We start from the raw sequence: 15,474 nt of genomic DNA on the forward strand, positions 1-15,474 counted from the left end.
ACCACCAACCGCACCCCCCCAGGGGCGCGGGGAACTGCGCGCTCACCCCAGACGCCCCGCACCCGAAGCCCCCAACCCGGCGGAGCCCACGGGTCAGCGGCCCGACCGCCGCGCCAGCAGCGCCCAGCCCCCCAGCGCCAGCAACAGCACCGCCCCCGCCCCGAACCCCGCCCCCGCGACGACCCGCATCGCGAAGCGGTGGTCCTCCAGCGCGGCCGCCGCCTCCGGAGCCGTCAGCCCCTCCCGCGCCGCGTCCCGCTCGGCCTCCCCGACCCCGAACCCGGCGTCCGCCAGGCTCTCCCGGTACGCCGGCGCCCCGCCCGCACCGCGGCCACCACCGCCCGACACCTCCACCCGCAGCGTCAACGGCACCGCCGCCGCGTCCTGCGTGAACTCCCCCACCTTCCCGCCCAGCGTGACCGCGACGTAGTACCACCCGGCCACCCGTACGGCCCGTACGGCCGCCGCGTCGGCGAACCGGTTCCCGTACGCCACCGGCGCGGTCCTCGGCAGCGTGACCGCCGCCTGCTTCCCGTCGTACGAGGTGTCCTTGGAGTCCACCGGCCCCCGGTACGGGCTGTACAGCGCGACGGTGAGCCCGTCCGACGCCGAGCCGTACTCCTTCGTCATCCGGGCCTTCGCGATCTCGGCGCCGACCCCGAGCTGCTGCCCCCAGTCGAGCGGCACCCGGTAGAACCGCGTCTGGCCGGGCCGCAGTTCGTCCCGCCACACCCCCGCGCCCAGCGCCCGCGCGTCGTTGAAACCGGTGCCCCCGCCGCGCGGTACGGGGTCGGTGCCCGGCAGCACCGGGGAGGCCGAGGGCCACACGCTCGGCGCGGCCGTCGGGGCGGTGCCGGCGGCCGGGGCCGGCTCCCGCCGCACCTGGAGCTCCACGGGCCACGCGGCCCGCGGGGAGTCCTTCCCGGCGGCGCTGCGGGTCACCTTCGCGTAGTACGTCCCCGCGGCCTGGCACTCCGCGTCCTCCGCGAGCAGCCGCTGCCCCACCGCCCCGAGCGGGACCGCGTCGTAACCGAACGTCGCCCGGCCGGGGTTGCCCGGGCAGGAGCGGCCCCCGGTGGTCATGACCTCCACCTCCAGGCCGTCCCCGTACCCGGCCGCCGTCCCGGCGGGCGGGTGCAGCACCGCGGAGACGTACACGCTGGAGGCCGCGTCCAGGCTGAGCCGGTACACCCGCTCGCCCGGCGCGAGGGCGTCCTCGTACACCGCACCGGTCTCCAGCAGCGGCGCGTCCGCCGTCGAGGGCTTCCCCTCGATGCGCCGCGCCCCCTCGGCCGCGCGGTACTCCGGCAGCGGCTGCGGCTGCGGGGTGGCCCCAGGGGCCGCCCCGGGGGCCGCCAGGGCGCTCCCGGCGGGCCAGAGCGCCGTCCCCAGGGCCCCGAGGAGGAACGCGGCCCGGACAGCACGAAGCCCCGACTGCAGCGGCAGCCGGGGCTTCATGAGATCAAACGTGGGGCTCACACGCCGGAACCGGAAGGCACGGAGTCGGTTGCCTCCGTCCACAGGTCCTGCTCGGCGCGGTCCGCCTGGATCTGGCGGTACACGAGGAGCCCGCCGATGGCGGCCAGTGCGACCAGGAGCAGCTTCTTCACCGCGCGACCTCGTCTTTCGTTGACGTTGGGGACTTCTGGGCGCCAACAATACACACCGACCGATACCGATCGGTTATCTGGGAGCCCCCCGGACGGTCCAACGGCGAAGACCCCCAGCCCTGGGGGCTGGGGGTCTTCGACTCTGTGGGGCTAACAGGATTTGAACCTGTGACCTCATCCTTATCAGGGATGCGCTCTAACCAACTGAGCTATAGCCCCTCCGCGCCTGCGCGCTGACTCCTGAAGATTAGCGCACAGACGCAGTGGAACCCAAATCCGTTCCGACGGGGCTTTCCCGCAGGTCAGTCAGCGGGTCATTCGTCCTCGGCCAGCGTGAGCTCCACGCCGCCCACGAAGCCCGCGGACAGGTTGTAGATGAACGCGCCCAGCGTCGCCAGGGCGGTCATCAGCACGACGTCGATCACCGCGATGACCGAGGTGAAGATCAGCACGCGCGGCAGCGACAGGAACGACTGGAGGTCGAACCCGTTGCCCTCGTTCGAGCCGGTGGCCTCGCTGATCGTGCCGCCGACGGTCGAGAAGATGCCCATGGCGTCCATGACCATCCACAGCACCGCGGCCGCCACGACGGTGCAGACGCCGAGCGCGATCGACAGCAGGAAGCTGACCTTCATCACCGACCACGGGTCGGCCTTGGCCACCCGCAGCCGCGCCTTGCGCGTCCGCGGGGTCGTACGGGTCCCCGGCACGGGCCCCCGCTGCGCACCCGGCTTCTTGGGGGCCGCGTACGCCTGCGGGGGGTGGTAGGGCTGCCCGGCCGCGTCCTTGTCCTTGTCCGCGGCGGGCTTCTGCTTCTGCTTGGACGCGGACTGCGGCTTGGCCTGCGGCTCCGACTGCGGTCCTCGGGTGTCCGTCACGGTTCCCCCCATGCCCTCGGCGGGGGTGTCCCCGCTTTCGGAGTCCGCGGCGGGGCCACGGGCACCGTTCGCTCCAGTCTTGGCCGGTCCGGCGCCCGTGGCTCCACTCACGACTTACTCCTCGTGCTCCCGATCCGGGGACGTTTCGCCCCCGGCGGCCTCGGCGGCCGTTCCCTCGGCTGCCGCGGCCTCGATCCCTGTCTCGATCTCGTCGACCTCGTCAGCTTCCTGACCGGCCTCGGCGTTGCGGGCGATGCCCACCACGGCATCCCGCTTGCCCAGGTTGATCAGCTGGACGCCCATGGTGTCACGGCCCGTCTCCCTGACTTCGTTGACGCGCGTACGGATCACACCGCCGCCGAGCGTGATGGCGAGGATCTCATCCGATTCGTCCACCACCAGCGCGCCGACGAGCGAGCCGCGGTCCTCCACGATCTTGGCGGCCTTGATGCCCAGACCGCCACGGCCCTGGACGCGGTACTCGTCCACCGCGGTCCGCTTGGCGTAGCCGCCGTCGGTCGCGGTGAACACGAACGTACCCGGCCGGACAACGCTCATCGAGAGCAGTTCGTCACCCTCGCGGAAGCTCATGCCCTTCACGCCGGAGGTGGCGCGGCCCATCGGGCGCAGCGCGTCGTCCGTCGCCGTGAAGCGGATGGACTGCGCCTTCTTGCTGATGAGCAGCAGGTCGTCCTCGGCGGACACCAGCTCTGCGCCGATCAGCTCGTCGTCGCCGCCGTCCTCGGTCTCCCGGAGGTTGATGGCGATGACGCCGCCCGAACGCGGGGAGTCGTAGTCCTTGAGCGCCGTCTTCTTCACCAGGCCGGCCTTGGTGGCCAGGATCAGGTAGGGCGCGGCCTCGTAATCGCGGATCGCGAGGATCTGGGCGATCTTCTCGTCCGGCTGGAAGGCCAGCAGGTTCGCCACGTGCTGCCCGCGCGCGTCGCGTCCGGCGTCCGGGAGCTCGTACGCCTTGGACCGGTAGACGCGGCCCTTGTTCGTGAAGAACAGCAGCCAGTGGTGCGTGGTGGAGACGAAGAAGTGGTCGACCAGGTCGTCCTGCTTCAGCTTCGTGCCGCGCACGCCCTTGCCGCCGCGCTTCTGCGAGCGGTAGTCCTCGGTCTTGGTGCGCTTGACGTAGCCGCCGTGCGTGATGGTGACGACGATGTCCTCTTCGGCGATCAGGTCCTCGATGGACATGTCACCGTCGAAGGGCACCAGCTTGGAGCGGCGGTCGTCGCCGTACTTCTCGACGAGCGCGGCCAGTTCCTCGCTGACGATCGAGCGCTGCTTCTCCGGCGAGGCCAGGATCGCGTTGTACTCGTCGATCTTCGCCTGGAGTTCGTCGTGCTCGGCGACGATCTTCTGGCGCTCCAGGGCCGCGAGGCGGCGCAGCTGCATCTCCAGGATGGCGTTGGCCTGGATCTCGTCGATCTCCAGGAGGCCCATCAGGCCTTCGCGCGCGATCTCTACGGTGTTGCTGCGCCGGATGAGGGCGATGACCTCGTCGATGGCGTCCAGCGCCTTGAGCAGGCCGCGCAGGATGTGGGCCCGCTCCTCCGCCTTGCGCAGGCGGAAGCGCGTACGCCGGACGATGACCTCGATCTGGTGCTGCACCCAGTGACGGATGAACGCGTCGATCGACAGGGTGCGCGGCACCCCGTCCACCAGCGCCAGCATGTTCGCGCCGAAGTTCGTCTGCAGGTCGGTGTGCTTGTAGAGGTTGTTCAGCACGACCTTGGCGACGGCGTCGCGCTTGAGCACGATCACCAGGCGCTGGCCGGTCCGGGACGAGGTCTCGTCGCGGACGTCGGCGATGCCGCCGATCTTGCCGTCCTTCACCAGGTCGGCGATCTTCTGCGCCAGGTTGTCGGGGTTGGTCTGGTACGGGAGCTCCGTGACCACCAGGCACTGGCGGTTCTGGATCTCCTCGACCTCGACCACCGCGCGCATCGTGATGGAGCCGCGGCCGGTCCGGTACGCCTCCTCGATGCCCTTGCGGCCGACCACGAGGGCGCCCGACGGGAAGTCAGGGCCCTTGATCCGCTCCAGCAGCGCGTCCAGGAGCTCCTCGTGCGAGGCCTCCGGGTGCTCCAGCGCCCACTGCGCGCCCGCCGCGACCTCGCGCAGGTTGTGCGGCGGGATGTTGGTGGCCATGCCGACCGCGATACCGGCGCTGCCGTTGACCAGCAGGTTCGGGAAGCGCGCCGGCAGGACCGTCGGCTCCTGGTTGCGGCCGTCGTAGTTGTCCGTGAAGTCGACGGTCTCCTCGTCGATGTCCCGGAGCATCTCCATGGCCTGCGGCATCAGCTTGCACTCGGTGTAGCGCATCGCCGCCGCCGGGTCGTTGCCCGGGGAGCCGAAGTTGCCGTTCGAGTCCACCAGCGGCATGCGCATCGACCACGGCTGGGCCAGGCGGACCAGGGCGTCGTAGATGGAGCTGTCACCGTGCGGGTGGTAGGTGCCCATGACGTCGCCGACGACGCGGGCGCACTTGTAGAAGCCCTTCTCGGGCCGGTAGCCGCCGTCGTACATCGCGTACAGCACGCGACGGTGGACGGGCTTGAGGCCGTCCCGTACGTCGGGCAGCGCGCGGGAGACGATGACGGACATCGCGTAGTCGAGGTAGGAGCGCTGCATCTCCGTCTCGAGCCCGACGGGCTCGATGCGCAGCACGGGCTGCTCCTCCGCAGTGTTCTCAGCGTTCTTTGCGGGTTGGGTGGTTTCGTCGGCCATTGCCGGTCAGAAGTCCTTTCGGGCGGTCAGCGGAGGCCGACTCAGATGTCGAGGAAGCGGACGTCCTTGGCGTTGCGCTGGATGAAGGAACGCCGCGCCTCGACGTCCTCACCCATCAGCACCGAGAACAGGTCGTCGGCCTGCGCCGCGTCGTCCAGCGTGACCTGGCCGAGCACGCGGTGGTCCACGTCCATCGTGGTGACGCGCAGCTCCTCGGCGTTCATCTCGCCCAGACCCTTGAAGCGCTGGATCGAGTCTTCCTTGATCCGCTTGCCGTTCTGCTTGCCGAGCTCGACCAGGGCGTCGCGCTCGCGGTCCGAGTACGCGTACTCGAAGTCGTCGCGGCCCCACTTGATCTTGTACAGCGGCGGGCGGGACAGGTAGACGTGCCCGGCCTCGACCAGCGGACGCATGAAGCGGAAGAGGAAGGTCAGCAGCAGGGTGTTGATGTGCTGGCCGTCGACGTCGGCGTCCGCCATCAGGATGATCTTGTGATAGCGGAGCTTCTCGATGTCGAAGTCCTCGTGCACGCCGGTGCCGAAGGCGCTGATCAGCGCCTGGACCTCGGTGTTCTGGAGGATCTTGTCGATGCGCGCCTTCTCGACGTTCAGGATCTTGCCGCGGATGGGCAGGATGGCCTGGTACATCGGGTTGCGGCCGGACTTCGCGGAGCCGCCGGCGGAGTCACCCTCGACGATGAAGATCTCGCACTTGGTCGGGTCGTTCGACTGGCAGTCCGACAGCTTGCCGGGCAGCGAGGCGCTCTCCAGCAGGCCCTTGCGGCGGGTCAGGTCACGGGCCTTGCGGGCCGCGACGCGGGCCGTGGCGGCCTGGATCGCCTTGCGGACGATGTCCGCGGCCTCGACCGGGTTGCGGTCGAACCAGTCGTTGAGGTGCTCGTGGACGACCTTCTGCACGAAGGTCTTGGCCTCCGTGTTGCCCAGCTTGGTCTTGGTCTGGCCCTCGAACTGGGGCTCGCCCAGCTTGACCGAGATGATCGCCGTCAGACCCTCGCGGATGTCCTCGCCGGCGAGGTTGTCGTCCTTCTCGCGGAGCAGCTTCTTGTCCCGCGCGTAGCGGTTGACCAGGCCGGTCAGCGCCGCGCGGAAGCCCTCTTCGTGGGTGCCGCCCTCGTGCGTGTGGATCGTGTTCGCGAAGGAGTAGACGCCCTCGGTGTACTGCGAGTTCCACTGCATCGCGATCTCGACCGAGAGCATGCGCTCCTTGTCCTCGGCCTCGACGTCGATGACGGTGGGGTGGATCAGCTCGCCCTTGCGCGAGTTGAGGTACTTCACGAAGTCGACGATGCCGCCCTCGTAGTAGTACTTCACCGTGCGGGCCTGCGGCTCGGCCGTGTCCGCGTCCGGGTCGTCCGCGCCCGCCGTGGCCTTCGCCGACTCGCGCTCGTCGGTCAGCGTCAGGGTCAGGCCCTTGTTGAGGAAGGCCATCTCCTGGAAGCGCCGCGACAGCGTCTCGAAGGAGTACTCGGTGGTCTCGAAGATGTCGCCGTCGGCCCAGAACGTCACCGACGTACCGGTCTCGTCGGTCTCCTCGTTCTTGGCCAGCGGGGCCGTGGGCACGCCCAGCTTGTAGTCCTGGGTCCAGCGGTACCCGTCCGTCTTCACCTCGACGGCGACCTTGGTCGACAGGGCGTTCACGACGGAGACGCCGACGCCGTGCAGACCGCCGGAGACGGCGTAGCCGCCTCCGCCGAACTTGCCGCCCGCGTGCAGGACGGTCAGGACGACCTCGACGGCCGGCTTCCCCTCGGACGGGACGATGCCGACCGGGATGCCGCGGCCGTTGTCGACCACGCGCACCCCGCCGTCGGCGAGGATCGTCACGTCGATGGTGTCCGCGTGCCCGGCCAGCGCTTCGTCGACCGAGTTGTCGACGACCTCGTAGACGAGGTGGTGCAGACCACGCTCACCCGTCGAGCCGATGTACATACCCGGCCGCTTGCGGACCGCGTCCAGGCCCTCGAGGACCTGGATCGCACTGGCGTCGTAATTCTTCTCGTTGGAGTCGCCGGAATCGGCCACGAAGCGCCCTTTCTGGCACAGCGCAGCCCGTACTCCGGACCAGCAAGTGCGCCGGCGGGAGCGGCCGCGTCGATCTGCGTTGTCTGCGTGATCCCGCGATCGGGCGGGATTGTCTCCAGTCTACCGGTACCACTGACATGAGTGGGGGTTTGCCGGTGCCTGAGTCCGCATGTGCCGCCCTGAACCTCCTCTGTCCGACTCCCCATATCCGGGGAGGGGCTCAAAGAGGCTCACACGGGCGTCCAGCGCTTCGGCCTGTCAACCCGTGGCTACCGTGAGGGACGCCGCATTCGCCACGGGAACCCCAGCCCTGCGCAGACCGTCCGGCACTGGCCGGATGTTTCCGCCCCGCCGGCCCGGCCCGGGCCTCGCCCGCGTCCGGGGCGGGGGCGTCCGCAGCGGTGGCCCGGGGGAGGGTCCGGGCGGAGCCCCGGATGCGGCGCGGCCGGGCCCGCACCCGCAGCGGGGCCCTATCCCCAGGTGTCCCCGGGGCCCGAGCTCCCCGGCGCCCTCAAGGGGCCGTACCGCTTCGGCCGCCCGCCGGGCCCCTGCACCTTGATCAGCCGCACGGTCCCCTGCCCCAGGTCCGCGTTCAGCCGCGCCACCAGCTGCGGCGCGAGCAGCTTCAGCTGGGCGGCCCAGGCGGAGGAATCGCAGCGGACCAGCAGCTCGCGGTCCTCGTACCGTTCCGGTTCGCAGTGCGCGGCGATCTCCGGTCCGACGATGTCGGCCCACCGCTCCATCACCCCGGCGACCGCGATCGGCATCTCCCAGCCGCGTTCGGTGCGCAGCCGGTCCAGGGCCGCCATCAGCGGCATCGGGTCCCGGCCGTCGGCGCGCGCGCCGGAGCGCAGGCCCGGCTGCTGCTGGCGCTTCTTCCCGCCGACCGCGTTGCCACGGGCCCGGGCCTGCTCGCGCGCGGCGGCCAGGGCCTGGCGGGCCAGGTCCACTCCCGAGGGCTCGGGAGCCTTCCGCTTCTGCTGCTCGCCGTCGTTCACAGCCGGGTCACCTCACCGCCGGACACCGCGTAACGCGTCCCCGTCAGCACGTCCGGCACGTCGTCGTCCACCGCCGCCGTCACCAGGACCTGCTCGCCCGGAGCCACCAGTTCCGCGAGCCGCTCGCGGCGGCGGGCGTCGAGCTCCGCGAAGACGTCGTCCAGGATCAGCACCGGTTCGTTCCCCTCCGAGCGCAGCAGCTCGTACGAGGCCAGCCGCAGCGCCAGCGCGTACGACCAGGACTCGCCGTGGCTGGCGTACCCCTTGGCCGGGAGGTCGCCGAGGCGCAGGAGCACGTCGTCGCGGTGCGGCCCGACCAGCGTGACCCCGCGTTCGATCTCCTGCTTGCGCACCTCGGACAGGCCCGCCAGCAGCACCTCGTACAGCGCCTCGCGGGTACGGGCCTCCCCGCCGTCGGCCGCCTCCCCCGTGGAGGCCTTGTAGGCCAGCCCGAGCGGGCCGCCGCCGGGCGCGAGCTGCTCGTAGGCCTTGTCGGCCAGCGGCAGCAGGGTCGCGATCAGGTCCAGCCGGTGGGCCAGCAGCTCGGCGCCCGCGCGGGCGAGGTGCTGGTCCCACACGTCGAGGGTGGACAGGTCCATGGAGCGGCCGCCGTGCCGGCGGGCCATCGCCGCCGACTTCAGCAGGGTGTTGCGCTGCTTGAGCACCCGCTCGTAGTCGGAGCGGACCGCCGCCATGCGCGGGGAGCGGGCGGTGACCAGCTCGTCGAGGAACCGGCGCCGCTCCCCGGGGTCGCCCTTGACCAGGGCCAGGTCCTCGGGGGCGAACAGCACGGTCCGCACGATCCCCAGCACGTCCCGGGGCCTGACCTGCGAGGACCGGTTGATACGGGCCCGGTTGGCGCGGCCCGGGTTGAGCTCCAGCTCGACCAGCTGCCGGCGCTCGCCCTGGGTGACGGCGGCCCGCACGACGGCCCGGTCCGCGCCCATGCGCACGAGCGGGGCGTCCGAGGAGACCCGGTGGCTGCCCAGAGTGGCCAGGTAGCCGATGGCCTCGACCAGGTTGGTCTTGCCCTGGCCGTTGGGGCCCACGAAAGCCGTGACGCCCGGGGCGAGGGGGACCTCGGCCCGGGCGTACGAGCGGAAGTCGGCCAACGAGAGATGCGAGACGTGCATATGGCGCCGACCTCCCCCGGCTTCCTGCTGCTGTGCTCTGTGGTGCTGTGGTGCGGTTACTTCTTCTCGACCGCGTGGCCGCCGAACTGGTTGCGCAGCGCCGCGATCATCTTCATCTGCGGCGAGTCGTCCTGGCGGGACGCGAAACGGGCGAAGAGCGAGGCGGTGATCGCCGGGAGCGGCACCGCGTTGTCGATCGCCGCCTCGACGGTCCAGCGGCCCTCGCCCGAGTCCTGGGCGAAGCCCCTGAGCTGGTCGAGGTGCTCGTCCTCGTCCAGCGCGTTGACGGCCAGGTCCAGCAGCCAGGAGCGGATGACCGTGCCCTGCTGCCAGGACCGGAACACCTCGCGGACGTCGGTGACCGAGTCCACCTTCTCCAGCAGCTCCCAGCCCTCGGCGTAGGCCTGCATCATGGCGTACTCGATGCCGTTGTGGACCATCTTCGCGAAGTGGCCGGCGCCGACCTTGCCCGCGTGCACGGCGCCGAAGTCACCCTCGGGCTTGAGGGCGTCGAAGACCGGCTGGACCGCGGCGACGTGCTTCTCGTCGCCGCCGTACATCAGCGCGTAGCCGTTCTCCAGGCCCCAGACGCCGCCGGAGACGCCGCAGTCGACGAAGCCGATGCCCTTGGCCTCGAGCTCCTTGGCGTGCTTCTCGTCGTCCGTCCAGCGGGAGTTGCCGCCGTCGACCACGATGTCGCCGGGGGAGAGCAGCTCCGCCAGCTCGTCCACGGTGGACTGCGTCGCGGCGCCTGCCGGGACCATCACCCACACCACGCGGGGGGCCTGGAGGCTGTCCACAAGCTCCCGCAGGCTGTGGACATCGGCGAGGTCCGGGTTGCGGTCGTATCCGATGACGGTGTGGCCTGCGCGGCGGATGCGCTCGCGCATGTTGCCGCCCATCTTGCCGAGACCGACGAGACCGAGCTCCATCAGGTGGGTTCCTTAAGCGTTGGGGCCGTCTGTATCGGGGCTCCCCGGGGGCCGGTGGTTTCCGGCCGTTTTCTCCTGGGTCGCCCGCCGGGTCCGAGCCTACGCCGGGGCGTGGCGGGAGGCCGCTCCGCACGGCGCCGGGCCCGGCCCCCGCTGCTGCGGGACCCCGGGCCCGGTGCCGGCGTGCGGGACGGGGGTCAGCCGGAGAGGCGGACCGGCATGATCAGGTACTTGTAGGCCTCGTCCGCCTCGGCGTCGACCGCGGGACGGCCGCTGAGCAGGGCGGGCTTGGTCGAGGTGGTGAAGCTGAGCTGGGCGGCCGGCGAGTCGATCGCGCTCAGGCCGTCGAGCAGGAAGGTCGGGTTGAAGGCGATCGAGATGTCGTCGCCCTCCAGCGTCGCGTCGACGCGCTCCACAGCCTGTGCATCGTCGCTGGACCCGGCCTCCAGGATGAGGACGCCCTGCTCGAAGCTGAGGCGGACCGGGGTGTTGCGCTCGGCGACCAGGGCCACGCGCTTGACCGCCTCCACGAACGGGGCGGTCTCGATCACGGCGACCGAGTTGAACTCCGTCGGGAAGAGCGTGCGGTACTTCGGCAGGTCGCCCTCGAGCAGGCGGGTGGTGGTGCGGCGGCCCGCGCCCTCGAAGCCGATGAGGCCCTCGCCCTGGCCGGAGCTGGAGAGCGCCAGGGTGACGGTGTCACCGCTGGTCAGGGACTTGGCGGTGTCGAGGAGGGTCTTGGCGGGCACCAGGGCCACGGCCGAGGCGTCCGGGTTCTCCGGCTTCCACAGGAACTCGCGGACCGCGAAGCGGTAGCGGTCGGTGGAGGCCAGGGTGACGCGGTCGCCCTCGATCTCGATGCGGACACCGGTCAGCACGGGCAGCGTGTCGTCACGGCCGGCGGCGATGGCCACCTGGGCGGCGGCGGAGGCGAAGACCTCACCGGGGACGGTGCCGGTGGCGGTGGGCATCTGCGGCAGGGCCGGGTACTCCTCCACAGGCAGGGTGTGGAGTGTGAACCGAGAGGAGCCGCAGACCACGGTCGCCCGTACACCGTCTGTGGAAATCTCCACCGGGCGGTTGGGGAGGGCGCGGCAGATGTCGGCGAGGAGCCGGCCGGAGACGAGGACCGTGCCGTCCTCTTCCACGTCCGCCTCGACGGAGACGCGGGCCGAGACCTCGTAGTCGAAGCCGGAGAGGGACAGGGTGCCGTCCTCGGCCTTCAGCAGCAGGCCCGCGAGCACGGGCACCGGCGGCCGGGCCGGGAGGCTGCGTGCGGCCCAGGCCACCGCCTCCGCGAGTACGTCGCGCTCCACCCGGATCTTCACCGGAACCGCCTCCTGCTGTTGCTCGCTCGTCTGCCGGCCTTCGTCGTCGGTCGTCGATGCCTCGACCGATGCCGGGGACCAGTCTGACGTACGGCGCCGACAGTCGTTGCGGCTGGCGGTCAAGTCGGGAGCGAGGCGTCGGGGCGGCCGTCCGACGAGTTGTGCACAGGACCTGCTTGAAAACCGAATCCGCGCTAACTGTCTATGGGGGTAGTAGTAGGGCCTGTGGAAACGGTGGAAAAGCCTGTTCACGCAGGTCAGCCCCGGTTTTTTATCCCCACACCCTGTGGGTGGCACCGGTGGACAACACGGTGTCTCTGTGGAGAAAGCAAAGTTCTGCACAGGTCGTCCCCAGGGGACCCCCACTACTCCACAGGTGTGTCCCCAGTTTTTCCCCAGAAGTCCACAGCCCAAACGTCGACATCCGTGTGACGGCTTTCACTCTTGACGGTGACCGGAGGGGGCCGGTTGCCGAACAGTGGACAGCCGTGTGGAGAACCGTCGGGAACCTGTGCACAGGATGCGCCAACCTGTGAGTCGGCGGTGGACAGAGGCGTGGACGAGCTTGTGGATGATTTTTCTGTCCACAGCCTGTGGATGGTGCTTGCGCACAATTCCACAGCCGTCTGACCTGGGCTGATGAGGCCTCAACCTGCACTCCTGTGGACAGATTGTGGGTGAGGATCACTGTCCTCAGGCTGTGGACGGAAGAAAGTCGGGGAATCTGTGGACAACTGCCGCTCCCGGGGGCGTATTCGAACAGAGCTGGGGCGCACGAACGACGAAGGGCGCCCCCGGTTGGATCCGGAAGCGCCCTCTGGAGGGGGTCGAGAGGCCCCTGACGCGCCGGCCGGGGGCCGTCCTCAGCCGTTCTTGATGCGGTTGGTGAGCTCCGTGACCTGGTTGTAGATGGAGCGGCGTTCCGCCATCAGGGCGCGGATCTTGCGGTCCGCGTGCATGACGGTGGTGTGGTCGCGGCCGCCGAACTGGGCCCCGATCTTCGGCAGGGACAGGTCCGTCAGCTCCCGGCACAGGTACATGGCGATCTGCCGCGCCGTCACCAGGACCCGGCTGCGCGAGGATCCGCACAGGTCGTCCACGGTCAGCCCGAAGTAGTCCGCGGTGGCCGCCATGATGTCGGCGGCGGTGATCTCGGGAGCGCTGTCCTCGCCGCCCGGGATCAGGTTCTTGAGGACGTCCTCGGTCAGGCCCAGGTCCACCGGCTGCCGGTTGAGGCTCGCGAACGCGGTGACCCGGATCAGCGCCCCCTCCAGCTCGCGGATGTTGCGCGAGATCCGCGAGGCGATGAACTCCAGTACCTCCGGCGGGGCATTGAGCTGCTCCTGGACGGCCTTCTTGCGCAGGATCGCGATCCGGGTCTCCAGCTCGGGCGGCTGGACGTCGGTGATCAGGCCCCACTCGAAGCGGTTGCGGAGCCGGTCCTCCAGGGTGACGAGCTGCTTGGGCGGCCGGTCCGAGGAGAGGACGATCTGCTTGTTGGCGTTGTGGAGCGTGTTGAAGGTGTGGAAGAACTCCTCCTGCGTCGACTCCTTGCTCGCCAGGAACTGGATGTCGTCGACGAGGAGGATGTCCATCTCGCGGTAGCGCTTGCGGAACGCGTCGCCCTTGCCGTCGCGGATGGAGTTGATGAACTCGTTGGTGAACTCCTCCGAGCTCACGTACCGCACCCGGGTGCCGGGGTAGAGGCTCCGCGCGTAGTGCCCGATGGCGTGCAGCAGGTGCGTCTTGCCGAGACCCGACTCCCCGTAGATGAAGAGCGGGTTGTACGCCTTCGCCGGTGCCTCGGCCACGGCCACCGCCGCGGCGTGCGCGAAGCGGTTGGAGGCACCGATGACGAAGGTGTCGAAGAGGTACTTGGGGTTCAGCCGTGCGGTCGGCTCCAGCGGTCCCGACGTGGAGCCGCCGGAGGGGGCCGACGGAGGCGGCGCGGGCGTCGGCCGGCCGGGGGCCGGACGTGCGGGGGACGGCTCGTACGAGGGCTGGTCGTAGGACTGCTGCTCGTACTGCTGGGGCTCGTACTTCTGCTGTTCGTAGGAGGACTGCTCGTACTTCGGCTGCTCGTAGCCGCCCTGCTCGTAGCCGCCGGACTCCGGCTGCTGGAGGTAGCCGGGCTGCGGGGAGGCGTAGGGGTCGCGCTCGGGGAAGCGCTGCTGCTGCCAGCCGTAGTCGTCCTGGCCGCCGCGCGGCCAGGCGCCGGGCTCGGGGCGCGGCTGCTGGTACTCCGGATACGCGGGGCGGGCGGTGGGCAGCTGCTCCTCGCCGGGGCCGGCGCCGGGGCGCGGACCGCCGTACGGCTCGTAGGCCTCGCGGGAGGGGGAGGCGGGCGGGGAGGGGGGCGCGGGCTCGCCCGCGGAGTCGTCCACGGTGATGGCGATCCGGATCGGCCGGCCGCACTCGCGGCTGAGGGCGTCACTGATCAGCGGGGCGAGGCGCCCCTCGAGGACCCGCTTGCCCCATTCGTTGGGGACGGCGAGCAGGGCGGTGTCGGCGACGAGGGCCAGTGGCTGGCAGCGTTCCACCCACTGCTTGTCCTTCGGCTCGATCCCCTGCTGACCCTCCCCGAGCAGCTTCTCGAGCACGCGTGGCCACACTGCGGCAAGATCGGCAGGTACGTCAGCCACAGAGCACGCTCTCTCACAGGTCCCTCGTCCCACGAATGTGTGGTTCTTTGGGACGGTCGGGACAAAAAATCAGGGATCAGGCAACGGTAGTCAGGCCGGTGGGTGCGGTTCAAGTCGTTGTCCACAGCCTGTGCACAGTGTGGGGCAGGGACGCTCGGTTTGACCGGATGGCGTAGCCCCGCGTACCGTAGCGAGGTCGAGTTGTCGATGGCTGCTGCCGCCTGCCTACCGATGGGCGAAGATCACTAATTGTGATCATTTAGCGGTGTCCACTCGGGCGAACACGCGAAGTTCCTCGTGGGCGCACGGTGACAGCCAGGCGATGTACCGCCACAACGATTCATTTTCTGGAGCCCCCGAGTGAGCAAGCGCACCTTCCAGCCGAACAACCGCCGTCGTGCCAAGACGCACGGCTTCCGCCTGCGTATGCGTACCCGCGCCGGTCGCGCCATCCTGGCGAACCGCCGCAGCAAGGGCCGCGCCGCCCTCTCCGCGTAACAACGCGCAGGTCGTGACGTCGTGCTGTCTCCCGAAAATCGGCTGAGGCGGCGCGAGGACTTCGCGAGCGCGGTGCGCCGAGGGCGCCGGGCCGGTCGCCCGCTCCTCGTCGTCCACCTACGTACCAGCGGTGCCACGGACCCGCACGAGCCGGGGGAGACTCTTCCCTCGCCGCGTGCGGGTTTCGTCGTCAGCAAGGCCGTCGGCGTCGCGGTCGTCCGGAACCGGGTGAAGCGCCGCCTGCGGCACCTCGTCCGCGACCGGCTGGGCCGGCTTCCCGCCGGTAGCCTGGTGGTGGTGCGGGCCCTGCCCGGAGCGGCTGACGCCGGCGTCGACGAGCTGGCCCGCGACCTGGACGCCGCCCTCGGGCGGCTGCTGGGAGGCGTGGCTCGATGAAGTACCCGCTGCTCGCTTTGATCAAGCTGTACCAGTGGACGATCAGTCCGCTGCTCGGGCCGGTGTGCCGCTATTACCCGTCGTGCTCGCGCTACGGGTTCACGGCCATCGACCGGCATGGTGCGGTGAAGGGGACGGTTCTGACCGCCTGGCGGATCCTGCGGTGCAACCCGTGGTCCCCGGGTGGTGTCGACTACGTCCCACCCCGTAAACGCCCGCGTTGGCACGAGCAGCTGCGCAGTGCGTTGCGTAGATCTCGCAATGCTCAAGGAGCCTGATTA

13 protein-coding genes and 1 tRNA gene are annotated in these 15,474 nt (G+C 70.3%); 3 read left to right on the forward strand and 11 right to left on the reverse strand.

The features are described 5' to 3' along the window. Positions 1-93: 93 nt before the first annotated feature. The 11 genes from BX286_RS18655 to dnaA form a co-directional block, all read right to left on the reverse strand. Positions 94-1,458: a hypothetical protein gene (locus BX286_RS18655; RefSeq protein ID WP_261993464.1), complete on the reverse strand. Its 1,365-nt coding sequence runs from the start codon at positions 1,456-1,458 to the stop codon at positions 94-96. A 17-nt stretch (positions 1,459-1,475) separates the two neighbouring features. Beyond that, positions 1,476-1,610, reverse strand: a complete 135-nt coding sequence (locus BX286_RS37015) for a DLW-39 family protein (protein WP_208809277.1) — start codon at positions 1,608-1,610, stop codon at positions 1,476-1,478. Positions 1,611-1,755: 145 nt separating this feature from the next. Beyond that, a tRNA-Ile gene (locus BX286_RS18665) sits at positions 1,756-1,829 on the reverse strand. 95 nt (positions 1,830-1,924) lie between these two features. Continuing rightward, positions 1,925-2,599 carry a DUF3566 domain-containing protein gene (locus BX286_RS18670; protein ID WP_100863323.1) on the reverse strand — a complete coding sequence of 225 codons (675 nt, stop codon included), beginning with the start codon at positions 2,597-2,599 and terminating at the stop codon, positions 1,925-1,927. Positions 2,600-2,602: 3 nt separating this feature from the next. Next, complete coding sequence (gene gyrA / locus BX286_RS18675) at positions 2,603-5,224, reverse strand: DNA gyrase subunit A (RefSeq protein ID WP_079428596.1); 2,622 nt, start codon at positions 5,222-5,224, stop codon at positions 2,603-2,605. 41 nt (positions 5,225-5,265) lie between these two features. Continuing rightward, complete coding sequence (gene gyrB / locus BX286_RS18680; protein ID WP_079428598.1) at positions 5,266-7,287, reverse strand: DNA topoisomerase (ATP-hydrolyzing) subunit B; 2,022 nt, start codon at positions 7,285-7,287, stop codon at positions 5,266-5,268. A gap of 449 nt (positions 7,288-7,736) precedes the next feature. Continuing rightward, entirely contained in the window at positions 7,737-8,264 is a 528-nt protein-coding gene (locus BX286_RS18685; RefSeq protein ID WP_079428600.1) for a DUF721 domain-containing protein, read from the reverse strand. Beyond that, complete coding sequence (recF, locus tag BX286_RS18690) at positions 8,261-9,397, reverse strand: DNA replication/repair protein RecF (RefSeq protein ID WP_079428602.1); 1,137 nt, start codon at positions 9,395-9,397, stop codon at positions 8,261-8,263. Before recF ends, BX286_RS18685 begins: the two co-directional genes overlap by 4 nt. A 56-nt stretch (positions 9,398-9,453) precedes the next feature. Beyond that, on the reverse strand, positions 9,454-10,329 hold the full coding sequence (gnd, locus tag BX286_RS18695; RefSeq protein ID WP_079428603.1) for a phosphogluconate dehydrogenase (NAD(+)-dependent, decarboxylating): 876 nt from the start codon (positions 10,327-10,329) through the stop codon (positions 9,454-9,456). A 197-nt stretch (positions 10,330-10,526) separates the two neighbouring features. Beyond that, positions 10,527-11,657, reverse strand: coding sequence for a DNA polymerase III subunit beta (gene dnaN / locus BX286_RS18700; RefSeq protein ID WP_079428605.1), 1,131 nt, complete (start codon positions 11,655-11,657; stop codon positions 10,527-10,529). A gap of 863 nt (positions 11,658-12,520) precedes the next feature. Beyond that, positions 12,521-14,332 (reverse strand): chromosomal replication initiator protein DnaA, encoded by a 1,812-nt coding sequence (gene dnaA / locus BX286_RS18705; RefSeq protein WP_398898676.1) that lies wholly within the window; start codon positions 14,330-14,332, stop codon positions 12,521-12,523. A 327-nt stretch (positions 14,333-14,659) separates the two neighbouring features. On the opposite strand from dnaA, the gene rpmH reads away from it, so the two are divergent. The 3 genes from rpmH to yidD are packed head-to-tail and all read left to right on the forward strand — an operon-like array spanning position 14,660 to position 15,471. Further along, a complete protein-coding gene (gene rpmH / locus BX286_RS18710) occupies positions 14,660-14,797 on the forward strand; it encodes a 50S ribosomal protein L34 (protein WP_018547628.1) in 138 nt (45 codons plus the stop codon). A gap of 21 nt (positions 14,798-14,818) precedes the next feature. After that, on the forward strand, positions 14,819-15,193 hold the full coding sequence (gene rnpA, locus BX286_RS18715) for a ribonuclease P protein component (protein WP_079428608.1): 375 nt from the start codon (positions 14,819-14,821) through the stop codon (positions 15,191-15,193). Continuing rightward, positions 15,190-15,471, forward strand: a complete 282-nt coding sequence (gene yidD / locus BX286_RS18720) for a membrane protein insertion efficiency factor YidD (RefSeq protein ID WP_079428610.1) — start codon at positions 15,190-15,192, stop codon at positions 15,469-15,471. The genes rnpA and yidD overlap by 4 nt, the downstream gene beginning before the upstream one ends. The last annotated feature ends 3 nt before the right edge of the window (positions 15,472-15,474 follow it).

The organism is Streptomyces sp. 3211.6, assembly GCF_003634815.1.
Lineage (GTDB): Bacteria > Actinomycetota > Actinomycetes > Streptomycetales > Streptomycetaceae > Streptomyces > Streptomyces katrae_A.

Bases quoted from the DNA above. Each gene is read 5' to 3' on its own strand.
- BX286_RS18655 (WP_261993464.1), bottom strand. From the start codon at position 1,458: ATGAAGCCCCGGCTGCCGCTGCAGTCGGGGCTTCGTGCTGTCCGGGCC.
- gyrA (WP_079428596.1), bottom strand. From the start codon at position 5,224: ATGGCCGACGAAACCACCCAACCCGCAAAGAACGCTGAGAACACTGCG.
- recF (WP_079428602.1), bottom strand. From the start codon at position 9,397: ATGCACGTCTCGCATCTCTCGTTGGCCGACTTCCGCTCGTACGCCCGG.
- gnd (WP_079428603.1), bottom strand. From the start codon at position 10,329: ATGGAGCTCGGTCTCGTCGGTCTCGGCAAGATGGGCGGCAACATGCGC.
- yidD (WP_079428610.1), top strand. From the start codon at position 15,190: ATGAAGTACCCGCTGCTCGCTTTGATCAAGCTGTACCAGTGGACGATC.